Origin of the sequence: Labrys sp. KB_33_2 (genome assembly GCF_052114505.1) — a bacterium.
In the GTDB taxonomy this organism is placed as follows: domain Bacteria; phylum Pseudomonadota; class Alphaproteobacteria; order Rhizobiales; family Labraceae; genus Labrys.
This window is the reverse complement of record NZ_JBFREW010000001.1, coordinates 182,403-201,128: the sequence shown is the minus strand read 5'-3', so window position 1 is coordinate 201,128 and position 18,726 is coordinate 182,403. Positions and strand designations below refer to the sequence as shown.

The following is an 18,726-nucleotide window of genomic DNA, read 5'->3' as shown; positions in this document are numbered from 1 at the left end:
TATGATGCCTTACCCCGGCCGAGAAATCGGCTAGGTAAGGGCAGAATGTGAAGAAGGGGAACTCCGATGGAAGGCGTGATAGTCGTCGATCACCCGCTGGTGCAGCACAAGCTCACTTTGATGCGCGACAAGAATCGCTCGACCAAGGGGTTCCGGCAGTTACTCAACGAGATCGGGCGCCTGCTCTGCTACGAGGTCACCCGTGACCTGCCGCTGGAAATGGTCGAGATCGAGACGCCCCTGACCAAGATGCAGGCGCCGCGCGTGGCCGGCAAGAAACTGGTACTGGCGCCGATCCTGCGTGCCGGCGAGGGTTTCCTCGAAGGCATGCTGGACCTCGTGCCCTCGGCCCGCGTCGCCCATATCGGTCTCTACCGCGATCCCGCCACGCTGCAGGCCGTGGAATATTACTTCAAGGCCCCGCCTGATGTGGCGGAGCGCCTGGTGATCGTGCTCGACCCGATGCTGGCCACGGCCAACTCCGCCGTCGCTGCCATCGAGCGGCTGAAGGCCCGCGACGTCAAGGACATCCGCTTCGTCTGCCTGCTCGCCGCCCCCGAGGGCATCAAGCATCTGCGCGAGGCCCATCCCGACGTGACGATCTGGACGGCGGCGATCGACAGCCATCTCAACGACCACGGCTATATCGTGCCGGGCCTGGGCGATGCCGGCGACCGCATCTACGGGACGAAGTAGGCGGGAATACCTGGCGCGCTCCAAGGACGTTCCTGGGGCGTTTCCTTGATCAGCCCTCAATTGATTGCCATCCTCGCCGAGTTCACCCTGTTTCCACGGCGGCCCCATGCGCATTCTTCTGATCGAGGACGACCCGATGATCGGAAAGGCGCTGCTGCAGGCACTCGGCGATGCCGGCATGGCGGTGGACTGGGCCCGGGACGGTGCCGACGGCGAGGCCGCCCTGCAACGCCACGGCTATGGTGTAGTCCTGCTCGACAACGGCCTGCCCGGCAAGAGCGGCTTTGAATTGCTGCGCGATCTCAGGCGGGCCGGCGACACCACGCCCGTCCTGATCATCACCGCCAGGGACGACCTCGACCATCGCGTCGACGGCCTCGACCTCGGCGCCGACGACTATATCGTCAAGCCTTTCGAAATGCGCGAGCTGCTCGCCCGAATTCGCGCCGTACTGCGTCGCCGCCATGGCGGCCAGGCCGTCTCCACGCTGGTCCATGGCGATCTCGAACTCGATCTCGAAAGCCATCGTGTCACCTATCGCGGCCAAAGCCATGTGCTGACCGCACGAGTCTTTTCCCTGATACTGGTGCTGATGGAGCGTCCCGGCGCGATCGTCTCGCGCAGCCAGCTGGAGGAACGCCTCTATGGCTGGGGCGAGGAGGTCGAGAGCAACGCCGTCGAGGTCTTGATCCACTCCATCCGCAAGAAATTCGGCAAGGACATCATCCGCAATTCGCGCGGAGCGGGCTGGATGATCGAAAAGGACGCTCCCTGATGTCGTTGCGCTGGTCGAGCCTTACAGCCATCGCCGCCGTGCTGCTGGTGGTCGGCATCGGCGCGGCCCTCGCCTCCTACTTCGCCGTACGGCGTGAAGCCCATCGCTTTCTCGACAAGCAGCTGCAGCAAGTGGCCGTCTATGCCCTGGAAGCGCGCAATCTGCGCCCCGCCATCAAGAGCACCCGCAACCGCGAGGACGATCTGCTCGTCCAGGTCTGGGATGACGCCGGCGCGCCGATGCGCTCGACCAATCCCGCCATTGCCATTCCGCGCGGCGAAGGTACCGGCTTCTCGAACGAGATCGTCGCCGGGCATGAATGGCGGGTCTACACTCTCGCCGAGGGAGAACGCACGGCTCAGATCGCCCAGCAAATCGAGGCACGTACCGAGCTGGCCGAGCATGCGGCCCTCGGTGCCGTTCTGCCGATCATCATTCTCATCCCTGTCGCCTGGCTCTTCCTCGGCCTGGTCATCTATGTGGTGATGAAGCCGCTCGGCCGCATCGCGGCGACCCTGTCGGAGAGATCCGTCGCCGATACCATGCCCATCCCCGTGACGGGCGTGCCTTCGGAGGTCCTGCCGCTCGTTGCTGCGATGAACCGCGCGCTATCCCGTCTGCAGCAGACGCTGGAACGTCAGCGCCGTTTCATCTCCGATGCCGCCCATGAGCTGCGTACCCCGCTCGCCGCTCTCACCCTGCAGATCGGCAATCTCAGGCCTCTTGCCCGAGGCAAGGAACTGAACACCAGGCTCGACGACCTGGAGGCAGGCGCCAGGCGCGCCACCCATCTCACCAACCAGATGCTGCAGCTGGCCCGCCTGGAATCCGGTGCCAGCGGGCAGCAACGCACGCCTGTCGATCTCGGCGCACTGGCCGAGGCTTGCGTGGCCGATCTCGAGCCGATCGCCAAGGCTGGGGGGTTGCATCTGAGCTTGCGGCGAAACAGCGAGGTTCCCCTGGCCGGCGACACCAGGCAACTACGGACACTGCTCACCAATTTGATCGAAAACGCCCTGCACTACACCCAACCGGGTGGCGAAGTCACGGTCGAAACCATCGACGAAGGGCGTGGGATACGCATCACCGATACCGGGCCGGGGCTCGATCCGGACCTGCTCGGACGTGTCTTCGAACGCTTCTTCCGGGCCGCGCCGCAGCACGTCGAAGGCACCGGATTGGGGCTGGCGATCGCTAGATCCATCGCCAACGGCCATGGTATCGCCCTCTCTCTGGCCAATCGGGTGGATCGCAGCGGCCTGGTGGCCGAACTCCTGGTCTCGGCTCACCTGGACGGCGAGATCGCGAATGCCCCGACAGGGGCCTGAAATATGCCGCGGCCAGGCTGGTCGTGAGCTTCCTTCGTTGCCACATAATCGGCATATCCGGTTTGGTGATTGGAGCGATCATGAGTGCGGACTGGCTTGATACCATCGGCATCGCGGTCGAGCGCCGCGACATTGCCGCCGGCCTCACACAGGTGCCGGCATCCCCCTTCCATCGGCTAGGCGTTCATGTCGGCAGGCCGGTCAACGCATCCTGCCGCTGCGACGGCCAGCGCCACATCCGAATCCAGTCCGACGGCGATATCGACATCGTTCCGGCAGGATTGGATGGCGAGTGGGAGGATGACGCCGATTGCACCATCCTGCGCCTATGGGTAAGCCCTGCCCTCCTGCGCAAGGCTGCCGAGGACCTGGAGATCGATTCCGACCGCGTCAGGCTGATACCGCGTTTCCAGTGCCGCGACTCCAGGATCGAATATATTGCCAAGGCCCTGGCCGAGCCGGCGCGGCAGATCCCGACCGACCGCCTGGTTGCCGAAGGCCTCGGTTCCGCCCTTGCCGTCCGCCTCATCGACGGACATGCGAGGCTGGCCGCCATTTCGGCAAGACAGACACTGTCGGCAAGGCAGCGCAATCGTCTGGTCGAATTCATCGAAAGCCACCTCGAACACAATCTCTCCCTCGCGGTGTTGGCGGGGATCGCCGGCATCAGCGTGCCGCACCTCAAGGTCCTGTTCCGGCGCTCGTTCGGCCTGCCGGTGCACCAATACGTTATCCGGCGCCGGGTGGAGCATGCCAGGCAATTGCTCGCTGATGGCGAACTGCCGATCAGCCAGGTCGCCCTGAGCGCCGGCTTTGCCCATCAAAGCCATCTCGCTCACGCCATGAAGCGCGTCCTGGGCGTGACGCCGGCCGGCCTCGTCCGCCTGAGGCGGGAGCGAGCGGCCTGACCGCAAAGAGCCCTTTTTCCATCCCTTTCTGCTCCTCGCCATCCCTTTGCGTGCGACGACACCTGCCGAAACGGCTTCCAATCGCGCCTCGACAGCAAGCGAGGACAGACACGATGTTCGTCATTCTGGGCGCCAACGGCAAAGTCGGCCGCCATTCGATCGAAGCGCTCCGCCGGCTCGGCGCACCGGTGAGGGCCGTCATTCGAAACGCAGGCCATGCGGCGGCCCTGCAAGCCCTCGGCTGCGACATCGCCATGGCCGATATCCATGACGGCGAGGCCCTGCACCACGCCCTGCGGGAGGCGCAGGCGGTTCAGATCATCTGCCCCATCAGCCCGCGCAGCGACGATGCCAGCGCGGAGATGCAGGCCTCGATCGAGGCGATCAGCGCAGCCCTGGCCAACGCCGGTCCGGGATCCGTGCTGGCGATTTCCGACTATGGCGCCCATCACACCCGCGATACCGGCATTGCCCTGACCTTCCACCATCTGGAAGCGGCTCTTCGCGGTCTGGGCCTGCCCTTGACCCTGGTAAGATCGGCCGAGCACATGCAGAACTGGGCCCGCCTGTTACCGCGGGCGATCGAAACGGGCGTACTGCCAAGCCTGCACCATCCCGTGACCAAGCTGTTCCCCACCATCTCGGCCGCCGACCTCGGAGAGATTGCCGCCCAGCTGCTGACGACCGGCGCCAAAGACGGGCTTCGTATCTTTCACGCGGAGGGCCCGGAGCGCTACAGCACGGCGGATGTCGCCTCGGCGCTGGCCACCCTCACCGGCCGGGAAATCGTGGCACGGGCGCTGCCGCGCGCCCAATGGCTACCCGCGCTGGCACAGGGCGGGCTGAGTACGAGCTATGCCCAGCTCGTCGCCGACATGTATGATGCCCACAATGCCGGACGCATCGACGTGGAGGCGGCCATCGGGAATGTCAGGCGCGGCGACACCGGCCTGCACCAGGCCCTGGCGGCCATGCTCGGCCCCCCTAAGTCTACCCTAATTCCACAGGGCTAGAACACGCCGACGACAAGTGGTCGGAGGCGAAGGTTGAGCAACGGTTCTGCGTATGAAATCCCTTTCGGGCGCCGCGCAATGAGCACCGCCCGGTTGCGGAGTGCTCTCCTGACTGCGGTTCTCACCTGTGTTGCCCTCCTGGCCGTCGGCGCAACCTATCTCGGCCTGCAATATCTCGGCGGCAATTTCCACACCGTGGTCGCCGGTGAGCTCTATCGCTCGGGTCAACCCACGCCCGGGCGGCTCAGGCACTATGTCCGCGAGGCGGGCATCCGCACGGTGATCAATCTGCGCGGCAGAAATGCCGGCACCGCCTGGTACGATGCCGAGATCGCCGAATCAGCCCGGCTCGGCGTCACGCATGTCGATTTCGCCATGTCAGCGTCACGCCAATTGAGCGGCCTCCAGGCGGACGCCCTGGTGCAATTGCTGCGCAATGCGGAAAAACCCATCCTGATCCATTGCGAAGGCGGCGCGGACCGCAGCGGCCTGGCCGCCGCCCTCTATCTCGCCGCGATCACGAAGGTGAGCGAAGCGCAGGCGGAAAGCCAGATGTCGCTGCGCTTCGGGCATTTCTCGCTGCCTTTCCTGCGCAGCTACGCCATGGACGACACCTTCGAGAACCTCGAGGCCAGCCTGGGCTATTCGAAGAGCTGAGCCGGCTACACCCACTCGCCCTTGCGCATCAGGGGTTCGGCCTTGCCGTCGGCACCGATGCCGTCAATGTCGATCTCGCCCGAGCCGATCATCCAGTCGATATGGATCAGGCTGTTGTTGGCGCCGCGCGCTGCCAGCTCTTCCGGGCTGAGCGATCCGCCATTGACGAAGCATTGGCTGTATGACTGGCCGAGCGCGATATGGCTGGCGGCATTCTCGTCGAACAGCGTGTTGTAGAACAACAGGCCGCTCTGGGAGATCGGCGAGGAAAACGGCACCAGCGCCACTTCACCGAGATGACTGGCCCCCGCATCGGTCTCCAGCACCTTGGCGAGCACGTCCTTGCCGCTTGCGGCGTCGGCATCGACGATGCGTCCCTCCTCGAAGCGCACGGCAATCTTGTCGATCAGCGTGCCCTGATAGGACAGCGGCTTGGTGGAGGAGACATAGCCGCTCACCCGGTCGCGATGCGGCGTGGTGAAGACTTCCTCCGTCGGGATATTGGGATTGCAGGTGATGCCGTTCTTGGCCTTGGACGAGCCGCCGAGCCATTCATGCCCATCGGCGAGGCCGATGATGAGATCGGTGCCCGGCCCGGTATAGTGGAGGGCGGCATAGCGCTTGTCGTTCAGATAGGCGGCGCGGGCATGCAGGTTGTGATTATGCTCCGCCCAGGCGGCGACCGGGTCATTCGAATCGATGCGGGAGGCGGCGAAGATGGCGTCCCACAGCCTGGCGACGGCAACCTCCTCCGGCTCGTTGGGAAACACGGCCTTGGCCCAGGCCGATGACGCGTAGGAGACGATATTCCAGTTGATGTCGAAGCCGACGATGCGCTTCTGTGCCGGCTTGTAGGCGGCCGAGCGCGCTTGATTGGCCCGCGCGATCCTGGCCGGATCCTGGCCTGCCAGCAGCGAGGGGTCCTCGCCGGCGATGGCGAGGCGGGCGGCGCCCCGGTCGAAGGCCGCGGCCATGCCGTCGAACAGCCAGCCCGAGGCAGTGTCGAAAGCGGCATCCGGCGCGAAGCGATAGCGCGCCAGCGTCGACTCTTCGTCGGAGAACAGGGTGGTGACCAGGCTCGCACCGGCCTTGTACGCGTGCTCAGTGATCCGTCTCACAAGCGGCAGGGCCTCGATCGAGGCCGTCATCACCAATTCCTGGCCGGGCGCGAGACCGAGGCCGACCTTCACGGCCGTCTCGGCAAGCTTGTCGAGACGCTTGGAATGGCTCTCGGAGGAAATGGACATGGCAAACCTCAAAAGGGGAACAATCGAGCGCGCAGACCATCAATGATGCCCCGCGCCGTCAAGCCCTTTGTCGGCACAACCGACAAGAGAGGAAGATTAGGCCAGTCCACGACGGTCTGGAACTTGACAGCTCCGGCTTTCGCGCGGCATTTGCGGCAAGATTGTGTGAGGATACGCCATGGAAATCGCCCGCCTGCAGACCGTGATCGACGCCGCCTGGGAAGACCGGGCCCAGTGCAATTTCGAGACCAAGGGCGAAGTCCGGGCAGCCGTCAACCATACGCTCGGCCTGCTCGACGAAGGCAAGCTGCGCGTGGCCGAGAAAGTCCCCGGCGCGACCGGCCGGGAATCCTGGCATACCCATCAATGGCTGAAGAAGGCGGTGCTGCTCTCCTTCCGCCTCAACGACATGACCACCATCGCGGGCGGCCCGGGCGGCACTCTGTGGTGGGACAAGGTCCCCTCCAAGTTCGAGGGCTGGAGCACAACGGAATTCCGCCAGGCCGGCTTCCGCGCGGTGCCCAATTGCGTGGTGCGTCACTCGGCCTATATCGCGCCCGGCGTGGTGCTGATGCCATCCTTCGTCAATCTCGGCGCCTATGTTTCCACCGGCTCCATGGTCGATACCTGGTCGACCGTCGGCTCCTGCGCCCAGATCGGCAAGAACGTGCATCTGTCCGGCGGCGTCGGCATTGGCGGCGTGCTGGAACCGCTGCAGGCCAATCCGACCATCATCGAGGACGACTGCTTCATCGGCGCCCGCTCCGAAGTGGTCGAGGGCGTGATCATCGGCGAAGGCTCGGTGATCTCGATGGGCGTCTATATCGGCGCATCCACCACCATCATCGATCGGGCCACCGGCCAGATCTACAAGGGCTATGTGCCGCCCTATTCAGTGGTGGTTTCCGGCAACCTGCCGGGCAAGCCGCTGCCGGACGGCCGCCCCGGCCCCTCGCTCTATTGCGCGGTGATCGTCAAGACGGTCGATGCGCAGACGCGTTCCAAGACCAGCATCAACGAATTGCTGCGCGACGGAAACCACTGAGCCTTGGAAGCTCCCCGTTTTACCCTCCCCAGGAGGGGGTAGGGTCGGCCTGCAAGGCCGGGGTGGGGTGAAAATACGCAGATCTTGCCGCAATTGGTGACAACTCATTTTTACGGAGAAGTCACCCCACCCCGACGCTTCGCGTCGACCCTCCCCCACCAGGGGAGGGTAAAGGGAGCCCCATGACCGATCTCACCTTCGACCCCCGCGATCCTGTCGCGCTCACCCAAGCCCTCATCCGCTGCCCCTCCGTCACGCCGGCGGAAGGCGGTGCCTTGACGCTGCTGGCCGATGTGCTGCAGGCAAACGGCTTCACCACCCATCTGGTGCCGTTCAGCGACGAGGACACCCCGGATGTCCTCAATCTCTACGCGCGCATCGGACCACCAGACAAGCCGGCCCTGATGTTCGCCGGCCATACCGACGTGGTGCCGCCGGGCGACGAGGCACGCTGGCGCCATCAGCCCTTCTCGGGCGACATCGTCAACGGACAGCTCTATGGGCGCGGCGCGGTGGACATGAAGGGCGGCGTCGCCGCCAGCGTCGCGGCGAGCCTGCGTCATCTCGACATCAATCCCGACGCGCCGATCGCCTTCCTGATCACCGGCGACGAGGAAGGCCCAGCCATCAACGGCACCGTGAAACTGCTGGACTGGGCCGTCGCCAAGGGCGACCGCATCGGCCATTGCATTCTCGGCGAACCGACCAACCCCGACGCTCTCGGCGACATGGTCAAGATCGGCCGGCGCGGCTCGCTGTCAGGCATCATCACCGTGCATGGCAAGCAGGGGCATGTCGCCTATCCGCATCTGGCCATGAATCCCGTGCCGCAGATGGTGCGCCTGCTCGCCGCCCTCACCCAAAGCGAGCTCGACCATGGCAGCGACCATTTCGACGCCTCCAATCTCGAGGTGGTGTCGGTGGATGTCGGCAATCCCGCCTTCAACGTCATTCCCGCCGACGCTCGCGCGACCTTCAATATCCGCTTCAACGACCGCTGGACCCGGCAAAGCCTGGAAGAGTGGGTGCGGGCCAAGCTCGACGGCGCCGCGGGCAACGAGGTCGCCTATGACCTCGTCTTCGAGCGCTCGGCTTCCGAATCCTTCTTCACCCCGCCCGGTGCCTTCGTCGATGCGATCGTCACGTCGATCGAGGCGGAAACCGGCCGCCGGCCGGTGCTGTCGACCTCCGGCGGCACCTCGGATGCCCGCTTCATCAAGAATGTCTGCCCGGTGGTGGAATTCGGCTTGGTCGGCAAGACGATGCACCAGATCGACGAACGCGTCGATATCCTCGACCTGGAGAGCCTGACCCGGATCTACCAGCGCATCCTCGGGCAGTATTTCGGGTGATTTGGAGCACGGACACCACAGCCCCATGAAGTCATGGGGCGATGTCCGCTCCTGAAACCGGCGCGCTGGCGGAAAAGAGCGGACATCACGATATGCTGTGCATATCGCTGAGCTGTCAGCGCTCCTCTTCCACGCTCCTTTAAAGAGCCTTCACCGTCGGCCATGGCGCGTCCACGCGCCTGATCGGATTGGCAAGCGGCAGCCCGAACGGCTCGGCCGAAATCTCGAAGACGTCACCCGGTTCGGTCACCACGCCATCGGAGACGCTTAGCGTCGCCGTGCCGTAATAATGCACGTTTACATGCCCGGGCTGGCGGAACAGCTGGTATTTGAAGTGATGGCCCTCGAGGTTGGCAATGGTGTGCGACATGTTCGCCTCGCCGGTGAGGAAGGGCTTTTCCCAGATCACCTTGCCCTGGCGTAGAATGCGCGAGGTGCCGCGGATGTCGGCAGGCGCCTCGCCGACCAGAAGCTCCGGCCCGATGGCGGAGACGCGCAGCTTGGAATGGGCGAGATAGAGATAGTTCTGCCGCTCGGTGACGTGGTCGGAGAATTCGTTGCCGAGCGCAAAGCCGATGCGCCAGGGTGAGCCGTCGGGGCCGTTGACATAGATGCCGGCCAGTTCCGGTTCCTCGCCGGCGTCGAGGGCGAAGGATGGCGACGGCAAGGCACCTTGCGGGGGAATCAGCGTCGAGCCATCGCCCTTGTAGAACCATTCGGGCTGCACGCCTTCCTTGCCCGGCGCCGGCCGGCCGCCATCGAGCCCCATGCGGAACATCTTCATCGAATCGGTGGCCTTCGACAGGTCAGCCAGATCCTGATGCATCTTGTCGCGCCCCTCGGCGCTGCCGAGATGGGTCAGCCCGGTGCCGGCAACCATGACATGGCTGGGATCAGGATGGTCGATCGGCGCCAGTATCTCGCCGGCGGCAAGCGCAGCCGCAAGGTCGACAGTTCCCCCCAGGCCTCGCCGCTCGATTTCGGCCCGCAGGCTGTGACCCGAAGCGATCGCGGCATTGGCAAGGTCCAGTACCGACTCAATATCGCGGATGAGGCGAGAAACACCATCGTTTGTGGCGACGACAGCGCGCCGACCCTGATGGCGCAATTGGGCAAGACGTAAGGGAGTGGGAGACACCAGGCACATTCCTCAGACAAATTCGCAGAGGCGCATCATAGAAAGCATTCGACAGAGCGCAACGGTAAAATAGCGGCGGCGATCAATTGGCGGAGCAAGACGATCGGGCGAATTCTGATGCCCGGACAATATTCGGGGCCAGCGCTGACCCGCGCGGTTTTGATTTTGTTTAGGACGTGCAGAAAAACAATTGCATCCCTGCTCAAATTGCGTTCAATTTGGGAACGGATCGTGTCGAATCTGCCAGCCGGCAAGTGGTGGTCCTCCCTGCACGGCAACAGTGGCAGGCGACCGAACGGGCTCCAGCGATGCGAATCCGCCAGGGTTTTTGCAGATGTTTATTCTAGATACTATGTTGAAGCGCCTGATTAAAAAGGGTGCACTTACGGTTATTGATCCCGAAGGCCACGTTCATACCTACGGATCTGATCAAGGTTTTTCCAGCACGATACGAATCGAGGACAAGGCGACAGCCTGGAAGCTACTCACCAACCCGGAACTGGAGGTCGGCGAAGCTTTCATGGACGGCCGGCTCGTCATCGAGAAGGGCGACGTCTATGAGATGCTTGCCCTGTTCATGCAGAATATCGGCTGGTCTGTTTCGATCGGGCCATTGAGCAACATTGCCTCCGCTGCTCGCAAGATCGGCCGGCGCATTGCTCAGTATAATCCGGCCGGAAAGTCGAAGAACAATGTCGCCCATCACTACGATCTGAGGGACGAATTGTTCGACCTCTTCCTGGATGTGGATCGGCAGTATAGCTGCGCCTATTTTCCCAGCCTCGACATCACGCTGGAAGAAGCGCAGGCATACAAGAAGCGGCATATCGCCGCCAAGCTGCTGCTGAAACCAGGCGTGAAAGTCCTCGACATCGGCTCGGGCTGGGGAGGCATGGGCCTCTACATCTCCGAGGTGACCAAGGCGGATGTCACCGGCATCACCCTGTCGGAGGAGCAGCACCGGGTTTCCAACGCCCGGGCTCAGGCCGCCGGCATCGCCGACCGTGTGCGCTTCGAACTGATCGACTACCGCGCTCTCGACCGGAAATTCGACCGCATCGTCTCGGTCGGCATGTTCGAGCACGTCGGCGTCAATCATTACGATGCCTATTTCCGCAAGATCGCCGCGCTGTTGAACGATGACGGCGTGGGCCTCGTGCATGCCATCGGTCGGTCGGACGGGCCCGGCGCCACCAATCCGTGGATTCAGAAATATATCTTCCCGGGCGGCTATTCGCCGGCGCTGTCGGAAGTCTTGCCGGCAATCGAACGCGCCGGCCTGATCGTCACCGACATCGAGATCCTGAGGATCCACTATGCGGAGACGCTCAAGCATTGGCGCGAGCGCTTCAACCACCACCGCGACCAGATCCGCTCCTTCTATGATGACCGCTTCTGCCGGATGTGGGAGATGTATCTGGCGGCCTCCGAGGCCACCTTCCGGTGGGGCGGCCACATGGTCTTCCAGATCCAGGTGGCCAAGTCGATCAACGCCGTGCCGCTGACGCGTGACTATATAGGCGACGCCGAACGCCGATTGCCGCTCGATCTGCAGCCGGTTCCCGCGCCGGCCCGCGAGGCGGCCGAGTAGGCGCAGGAGCATCATCCGCCGCCGCTGGATCGGATGATGCTCGGAATTAAAAAAAGGCAGACGCGTCCTTCCGATCCAACCGGATCGAAAAGACGCTCTCGCAACCGATTATCGATGGCGGGTCGCCAGAGCATAAACCCAAAGAGTTGCACGACTTTTTGGACAAGACTATGCGTTCAAGCAGAGACTTGATGAACATGATCCGATCGTCTTGATCGGATCATGTTCCAGAGAACGCCATTCAAGCCATTTACAAGAAGAGGCGGGTCTTCGGGCCCGCCTCTTCTTTCCGCTCTATGAAACAGGAAGCCGCGATCGAGCTTCCGGAAAGCCGTTATGACCCAGTCCGAACAGGCCAGTTCCGCACTGAGCCCCCACGAGATACGCTCGATCATCATCGGCGTGCTGGTGGCGATGTTCCTTGCGGCGCTCGACCAGACCATCGTCGCCACGGCGATGCCGACGATCGGCCGTGTGCTCGGCGATTTCGAGAATCTGCCCTGGGTCGTTACCATCTATCTGCTGACCTCGACGGCGGTGACGCCGCTCTATGGCAAGATGGCTGATATCAACGGCCGACGCGTAACGCTGCTGGTGGCGATCGGCACCTTCATGGCGGGCTCGATCCTGTGCGCCCTCGCCCCGACCATGCTCACCCTGATCCTGGCGCGGGCCCTGCAGGGCCTCGGCGGCGGCGGGCTGATCTCCCTGGCACAGACCATCATCGCCGATATCATTCCGCCGCGGGAACGGGCTCGTTACCAGGCCTATTTTGCTACCGTCTTCGTCGCCTCGAGTATCGCCGGGCCTGTGCTCGGCGGCTTCATGGCCGAAAAGCTCCACTGGTCGGTGATCTTCTGGATCAATCTGCCGCTCGGCCTGCTCGCCTTCGGGATGACGAATTCCGTGCTCAAGAAGCTGCCGCGCCATGAAAGGCCGCATAAGCTCGATTTCCTCGGCGCGGGGCTGATGGCCGTGGCGACCATCGCCCTGCTGCTCGCCCTCAGTCTGGGCGGCCCGCATTATGCCTGGACCTCGGCGCCGATCCTCGGGCTGTTCGGCCTCTCGGTCCTATTCTGGATCGCCTTCGTCATTCGCCTGCGCACCGCGCCCGAGCCGCTGATCCCTACCGAAATCCTCGCCAATCCGGTGGTGGCGGCAGGTACCATCGCCGCCTGTTTCGGCATGGGCGTGTTCATCGGCATGACGATCTACATGCCGATCCTCCTGGAAGGCGTCTATGGGTTGACGGCCAGCCAGTCGGGCCTGGCCTTGATACCGATGATGGTCGGCACCGTCACCGGGGCAACGCTGTCTGGCCGCTTGATGGCGCGCATAACGCACTATAAGCGCCCGCCATTGGTCGGTCTCGCCGTCTCGACCCTCGCCTTCGCCCTGATCTCGATCAACCCGCAGGCCCTCCCGCTGGCGGTGCTTGAAATCCTGCTGACGTTAGCCTCGCTGGGCATCGGCACCATGCTGCCGGTCACCACGGTTGCGATCCAGAACGCCGTGCTGCAGCATCAGATGGGCACGGCAACCGGGGCCATGAACTTCTTCCGTTCGCTCGGCGGCGCCTTGATCGTGGCGGTGTTCGGGGCGATCGTGATGGGAGGCCTGCCGGCTGACCTCGCCGCCAACGTCACCATCGAGACGCTGGCGACATCGATCGCCGTGGCCGGCAGCGATATCGGCTCGGTGTTCCGCTGGGTATTCCTGGCCGCCGCGCTCGGATCGCTCGCCACGCTCTGCGCCCTGTTTCGCATGGAAGAGCGGCCGTTGCGGACCAAGGTCGAGCCGGCTTCGATGGCGATGGAGTGACCGCCCGAGCGCTGTGCGGTCTCGTGGAATCACCGGGAATCGCAAAACGCGCCGACGCACATTCGAAAGCAAAGAGCCATTTCCGCCTGAACGCGTTTTGCTTTCGTGCCAATCGCCTCTTTTCATGCCCGCAACATGCTGTAAAAGCGCTTCCAGTCTCTTTCGGATCCCCCAGCCATGAGCCCTAATTTGAGCGTCCACGACAAGGCCGAAATCCTTTCCGAAGCCCTGCCCTACATGCAGCAGCACGACGATGCCACCATCGTCGTCAAATATGGCGGCCATGCCATGGGCAGCGAGCAGGTTGCCCGCGACTTCGCCCGCGACATCGTGCTGCTCGAACAGGCCGGCCTCAATCCGGTGGTGGTGCATGGCGGCGGCCCGCAGATTTCGGAAATGCTGGAACGTCTTGGCATCAAGTCTGAATTCGCCGCCGGCCATCGCATCACCGACGCCGCCAGCGTCGAAGTGGTCGAGATGGTGCTGGCCGGCTCGATCAACAAGCAGCTCGTCGGCTTCATCAACGCCGCCGGCGGGCGTGCCGTCGGGCTATCAGGCAAGGATGGCCGCATGCTCACCGCCAAGAAGGCGACGCGCACGGTCTACGATCCCGATTCCGCCATTGAGAAAGTTGTCGATCTTGGCTTCGTGGGCGAGCCCGACAAGGTCGACACCACCGTGCTCGACCAGATCATCCATTCCCAGATCATCCCCGTCCTGGCACCGGTGGCGGCGTCGGATGATGGCGGCACCTTCAACGTCAATGCCGACACCTTTGCGGGCGCCATCGCGGGGGCGCTCGGCGCGACTCGCCTTTTGCTGATGACCGACGTGCCCGGCATCCTCGACAAGGACAAGAACCTGATCGAGGAAATCGACGTGGAAGGCATCCGCCGCCTGATCGCCGACGGCACCATCACCGGCGGCATGATTCCCAAGGTCGAAACCTGCATCTATGCGCTCGAAAAGGGCGTCGAAGCGGTTGTCATCATGGACGGCAAGGTGCCGCACGCCGTGCTGCTGGAACTTCTCACCAATCACGGCGCCGGCACGCTGATCCGGCGCTGAGGCGCTTCGTCAAGTCCTGGGAGAGCGGACATCACGACATGCTTTCATGTCGTCGAGATGTCCGCTCTCCCAGGAACCGGCAATCCATCCTTAACTTTGCCACCGGATGCTGCGATAAGGATGGTAGAGACGAGCATGGATCAGAGCGTAGCCACAATCAGGGAAAAGCTGTCGGCGGATTTCGCCCATGTCGACACATGGGTCTTCGATCTCGACAATACGCTCTACCCCCACCACGCCAATCTGTGGGAGCAGGTCGACAACCGCATCACCACCTGGATGGCGAATTACTATGGCGTCGATGGCCTCACCGCGCGCGGGCTGCAGAAATACTACTATCAGCGCTATGGCACCTCGCTGCGCGGCCTGATGATCGATGAAGGCGTGGACCCCGCGCATTTCCTCGAATTTGCCCATGACATCGACCATTCGCCGCTGGAGCCCAACCCGCTGCTCGGCACGGCGCTCAGCCTGCTGCCCGGCCGCAAGCTGATCTTCACCTCCGGCACTACCCGGCACGCCTTGAACATCGTCAAGCGCCTGGGTGTCGAGGAGCATTTCGCCGATGTCTTCGACATCGTCTCAGCCGACTATCTGCCCAAGCCCGCCGCCGACACCTATGCGAGCTTCTTCGCCCGCCACGACGTCGACCCGGCCCGTGCTGCCATGTTCGAGGATCTTTCGCGCAATTTGATCGTGCCGCATGATCGGGGCATGCGCACCGTGCTGGTCGTGCCCAAGCACAATGCCGAGATCGTGCGCGATGCCTGGGAAATCGAGCGCGTCCAGGCCGAGCACATCGACTACATCACGGACGACATTGCCGGTTTCCTGACCGATCTGTCGGCTTCGCTCTGAAGCACCGCTGCTGGCAATCTACCAAATAATACCGAAATAATCGGCTTGCCCGCTTGGCGAGGGCGCCCGCCCGTTGCATTGTCGGCCGGGTCAGGCCGCTCCGGCTTTCCCTCAGGGCGGCTTCCACCGCACGGGGTTGCATGATGCCCTTACCTCAGCCCGATATGACAGGCCTCCTCATTCGTATCCCACGCCTGATCCGGGCCCTGCTCGTCGCCGCTTTAGCCAGCAGCGGCATCCTCCTGCTGGCAAGCGGCGCGCAGGCGGCCGTCCGGGGCTATGCCACCGCCAATGTCAATCTGCGTGCCGGACCCGGCACCCAATATCCGGCCGTCACCACCTTGCGTCCAGGCGAATCCGTGCTCATCCATGGCTGCCTGAGCGACCGATCCTGGTGCGATATATCGGTGCGCGGAGAGCGGGGCTGGTCGGCGAACAAATATCTGTCCGCTGCGGCGAACCGCAATGTCGGTATCGGCGCGCTGGCGATCCCGGCCATCGTCTTCAGCTATGCCTATTGGGACCGCTATTATGCGCGGCGTCCCTGGTACAACACCTGGTGGGGCCATGGCCGACCGCGGCCGCCGCATCACGGGCCGGGCTGGCGCCCGCGTCCGCCCGTCATAGGCCCGCCCGGGACACGTCCTCCGGTGGTCCGCCCTCCTGGCGTTCGTCCACCTGGCGTTCGCCCGCCCGGCGTCCGGCCACCTCATCATGGCGGCCCGCGTCCGAAGCCGGTCTTCCGCCCCGGCCGGCCGGGAAGGCCGATCGGCAGCACGCGGCCGATTATTCCGCAATGAGGGCAGCGTCACTCACCCGGGGTGGTGGCTGTCGAAAAAAAGAACGCAATCCTTGTCATTGCCGGGCTTGACCCGGCAATCCAGTCTAGCGCTGTGAATGCCGGACGTCTGGATGCCCCGGTCAAGTCCGGGCATGACAAACACTGATGCTTCTATTGTTGCAAATCAGAGGCTTCAATCAGCCACGAAGCGCTCACGCATCCGCGTCGAAACAGGCGCGGATGCCTTCGCGATAGGTCGGATAGCGTAGCGCATAACCCAGCTCCTCGCGGACCCGGCGGTTCGAGACGCGCTTGTTCTCGCCGTAGAAGGAGCGGCCCATCGGCGTCATCTGCGCCTCGTCATAGGCGATCTCGGCCGGCGGCGCCACGCCGAGCAAACCGGCCGCGTAGGTGACTACATCCTGGGGGGGCGCCGGCTCATTGTCGGTGACGTTGAAGGCGGGCCCGGCGTCGGGTTTCTCCATGCCGGCCGCAACCGCACCCGCGATGTCCTCGACATGAATGCGGTTGAACACCTGTCCCGGCTTGACGATGCGCCGGGCAGTGCCCCGCTTCAAATTGACGACGGCGTTGCGTCCCGGCCCGTAAATGCCGGCCAGCCGGAAAAGCTGCACCGGCACGTCCCTGCCACGGCCAAGATCGAGCCATTCCTTCTCGACATCGACCCGCATGGCATTGCGCTCCATGGTCGGGCGCAGCGGCGCGGTCTCGTCGATCCAGGCGCCCCCGGCATCGCCATAGACCCCGACGGTGGAGAGATAACCGATCCATTGCAGCTTCGGTGCCTGCCGCAGGGCGGCACCGAAATGCCGCAATACGGAATCGCCGTCATCATCGGGGGCGATGGACGTGAGGATATGCGTCGCCTCGGCAATGGCGGCATCGACCGCCGGCGAGCCTGCCAGGCCGTCATAGGCCAGACGCGTGGCACCAGGCAGCTCCGGCAATTTCTCGTGGGGCGCCGACGAGCGGAAGGTACCAGTGATCTTGGCGAAGCGGTCGCCGTAGCGAGCTGCAAAATGCGAGGCGGTGTAGCCGAGGCCGAAGATCAGGAGATTCATGCAATACATTCCCGCCGTTTCGGGGGGCGGGTCTTCAGACCCGCCAGTCTCCCTTCCGGCCTCACGATAAAGGCGGGTCTGAAGACCCGCCCCTCATTACTGTCCGAGCCCGTCGAAGAAATCACGGACCTTGGCGAAGAAACCGGCGCTTTCTGGCTGTGTCTCCTTCGACGACTGCTCGTCGAACTCCGCCAGCAATTCGCGCTGGCGGCGCGTGAGATTCTTGGGTGTCTCGACAAAGAACTGGACATACATGTCGCCATGCTCGCGCGCACGAAGCACCGGCATGCCCTTGCCGCGCAGGCGCACCTGCCGCCCGGTCTGCGTACCTTCGGGCACTGCCACCTTGGCTTTGCTGCCATCGACGGTGGGCACCTGGAACTCTCCGCCGAGGGCGGCCGTCACCATCGAAATCGGTACGCGGCAATGTAGATCCGCGCCGTCGCGCTGGAAGAATTCGTGCGAAGCCAGCGACAGGAAGATGTAGAGATCGCCCGAAGGCCCGCCCCGCGCGCCGGCCTCGCCCTCATTGGCGAGACGGATGCGCGTGCCGTCCTCCACGCCGGCGGGAATATTGACCGAAAGGGTGCGCTCGCGCGTGGTGCGGCCGGCACCGCCGCAGGAAGGACAGGGATTGTCGATGACCTCGCCACGGCCCTGGCAGGTCGGGCAGGTGCGCTCGATAGAGAAGAAGCCCTGGGTGGCGCGCACGCGGCCATGGCCGGCGCAGGTTCCGCAGGTCTTGGGCTTGGACCCAGCCTTGGCACCGGAACCGGAACAGGAATCGCAGGTGACGGATGTGGGGATCTTGATGGTGGCGGTCTTGCCGTTGAAGGCCTCCTCCAGCGTGATCTCCATGTTGTAGCGCAGATCCGCGCCGCGCTCGCGCCCGCCCGAATTGCTGCGCCCGCGGCCGCGCCCGGCCAGATCCTCGAAGATATCGTTGAAGATGTCGGAGAAGGAACCGAAGCCACCGCCTGCGCCGAAACCGCCGCCTCCGCCTCCCATGCCGCCCTGCTCGAAGGCGGCGTGCCCGAAGCGGTCATAAGCCGCGCGCTTTTGCGGATCCTTCAGGGCTTCATAGGCCTCGTTCACTTCCTTGAACTTGGCCTCGGCATCCTTGTCACCGGCATTGCGGTCGGGATGGTGCTTCATCGCCTGCTTGCGGAAAGCAACCTTGAGTTCGACTTCGGTTACTTCGCGAGTAACCTCGAGCACTTCGTAATAGTCACGCTTGGCCATCGGAATCGCTCAAAGCACCCCAGCGAAGGCGTTTTGCGATGGTGGAATCACCGAGACCGCAAAGACGCGTTGAAATAACGAGTTCGAGCACTGTGCGTTTCCGCTGGAACACACTCTGCTCTGG

Annotated in this window: 17 protein-coding genes; 13 read left to right on the top strand and 4 right to left on the bottom strand. The window is 63.7% G+C overall.

Going from position 1 to position 18,726, the window contains the following annotated elements; all coding sequences use genetic code 11:
- Window positions 1-66: 66 nt before the first annotated feature.
- The 6 genes from upp (at window position 67) to AB4037_RS00925 (ending at window position 5,377) form a co-directional block, all read left to right on the top strand.
- Complete coding sequence (gene upp / locus AB4037_RS00950; protein ID WP_434957938.1) at window positions 67-696, top strand: uracil phosphoribosyltransferase; 630 nt, start codon at window positions 67-69, stop codon at window positions 694-696.
- Between the two features lie 106 nt (window positions 697-802).
- The gene (locus tag AB4037_RS00945) at window positions 803-1,471 is read left to right on the top strand and encodes a response regulator transcription factor (RefSeq protein ID WP_434957939.1); all 669 of its coding nucleotides are present in this window, start codon (window positions 803-805) and stop codon (window positions 1,469-1,471) included.
- Window positions 1,471-2,799, top strand: coding sequence for an ATP-binding protein (locus AB4037_RS00940; RefSeq protein ID WP_434957940.1), 1,329 nt, complete (start codon window positions 1,471-1,473; stop codon window positions 2,797-2,799). Before AB4037_RS00945 ends, AB4037_RS00940 begins: the two co-directional genes overlap by 1 nt.
- A gap of 80 nt (window positions 2,800-2,879) precedes the next feature.
- On the top strand, window positions 2,880-3,707 hold the full coding sequence (locus AB4037_RS00935; protein ID WP_441770224.1) for a helix-turn-helix transcriptional regulator: 828 nt from the start codon (window positions 2,880-2,882) through the stop codon (window positions 3,705-3,707).
- 113 nt (window positions 3,708-3,820) lie between these two features.
- Window positions 3,821-4,720, top strand: coding sequence for an NmrA family NAD(P)-binding protein (locus AB4037_RS00930; RefSeq protein WP_441770223.1), 900 nt, complete (start codon window positions 3,821-3,823; stop codon window positions 4,718-4,720).
- 78 nt (window positions 4,721-4,798) lie between these two features.
- Window positions 4,799-5,377 carry a phosphatase domain-containing protein gene (locus AB4037_RS00925; protein WP_434957943.1) on the top strand — a complete coding sequence of 193 codons (579 nt, stop codon included), beginning with the start codon at window positions 4,799-4,801 and terminating at the stop codon, window positions 5,375-5,377.
- A gap of 5 nt (window positions 5,378-5,382) precedes the next feature.
- Here the strand turns inward: AB4037_RS00925 and AB4037_RS00920 are convergent, their stop codons facing one another.
- Complete coding sequence (locus AB4037_RS00920; protein ID WP_441770222.1) at window positions 5,383-6,624, bottom strand: aminopeptidase; 1,242 nt, start codon at window positions 6,622-6,624, stop codon at window positions 5,383-5,385.
- A gap of 178 nt (window positions 6,625-6,802) precedes the next feature.
- Here AB4037_RS00920 and dapD point away from each other — a divergent pair, with 178 nt between their 5' ends.
- Both dapD and dapE read left to right on the top strand, forming a co-directional pair.
- On the top strand, window positions 6,803-7,669 hold the full coding sequence (gene dapD / locus AB4037_RS00915) for a 2,3,4,5-tetrahydropyridine-2,6-dicarboxylate N-succinyltransferase (protein WP_434957945.1): 867 nt from the start codon (window positions 6,803-6,805) through the stop codon (window positions 7,667-7,669).
- A 182-nt stretch (window positions 7,670-7,851) separates the two neighbouring features.
- Window positions 7,852-9,021: a succinyl-diaminopimelate desuccinylase gene (gene dapE, locus AB4037_RS00910; protein ID WP_434957946.1), complete on the top strand. Its 1,170-nt coding sequence runs from the start codon at window positions 7,852-7,854 to the stop codon at window positions 9,019-9,021.
- A 139-nt stretch (window positions 9,022-9,160) separates the two neighbouring features.
- Here dapE and araD1 read toward each other — a convergent pair whose 3' ends face one another.
- Window positions 9,161-10,168, bottom strand: coding sequence for an AraD1 family protein (araD1, locus tag AB4037_RS00905; RefSeq protein WP_441770221.1), 1,008 nt, complete (start codon window positions 10,166-10,168; stop codon window positions 9,161-9,163).
- 325 nt (window positions 10,169-10,493) lie between these two features.
- Between araD1 and AB4037_RS00900 the strand changes: the two genes are divergently transcribed.
- From AB4037_RS00900 to AB4037_RS00880, 5 genes are all read left to right on the top strand, one after another.
- The gene (locus AB4037_RS00900; protein WP_441770220.1) at window positions 10,494-11,750 is read left to right on the top strand and encodes a class I SAM-dependent methyltransferase; all 1,257 of its coding nucleotides are present in this window, start codon (window positions 10,494-10,496) and stop codon (window positions 11,748-11,750) included.
- Between the two features lie 336 nt (window positions 11,751-12,086).
- The gene (locus AB4037_RS00895) at window positions 12,087-13,571 is read left to right on the top strand and encodes an MDR family MFS transporter (RefSeq protein ID WP_441770219.1); all 1,485 of its coding nucleotides are present in this window, start codon (window positions 12,087-12,089) and stop codon (window positions 13,569-13,571) included.
- Window positions 13,572-13,748: 177 nt separating this feature from the next.
- Window positions 13,749-14,639, top strand: a complete 891-nt coding sequence (gene argB, locus AB4037_RS00890; protein WP_149253841.1) for an acetylglutamate kinase — start codon at window positions 13,749-13,751, stop codon at window positions 14,637-14,639.
- Between the two features lie 135 nt (window positions 14,640-14,774).
- On the top strand, window positions 14,775-15,497 hold the full coding sequence (locus tag AB4037_RS00885; protein ID WP_434957951.1) for a pyrimidine 5'-nucleotidase: 723 nt from the start codon (window positions 14,775-14,777) through the stop codon (window positions 15,495-15,497).
- Window positions 15,498-15,637: 140 nt separating this feature from the next.
- Window positions 15,638-16,297 carry an SH3 domain-containing protein gene (locus tag AB4037_RS00880; RefSeq protein ID WP_441770218.1) on the top strand — a complete coding sequence of 220 codons (660 nt, stop codon included), beginning with the start codon at window positions 15,638-15,640 and terminating at the stop codon, window positions 16,295-16,297.
- Between the two features lie 193 nt (window positions 16,298-16,490).
- Here AB4037_RS00880 and AB4037_RS00875 read toward each other — a convergent pair whose 3' ends face one another.
- Entirely contained in the window at window positions 16,491-17,360 is an 870-nt protein-coding gene (locus AB4037_RS00875) for an SDR family oxidoreductase (RefSeq protein WP_434957953.1), read from the bottom strand.
- Between the two features lie 96 nt (window positions 17,361-17,456).
- On the bottom strand, window positions 17,457-18,602 hold the full coding sequence (gene dnaJ, locus AB4037_RS00870; RefSeq protein ID WP_441770217.1) for a molecular chaperone DnaJ: 1,146 nt from the start codon (window positions 18,600-18,602) through the stop codon (window positions 17,457-17,459).
- Window positions 18,603-18,726: the final 124 nt, after the last annotated feature.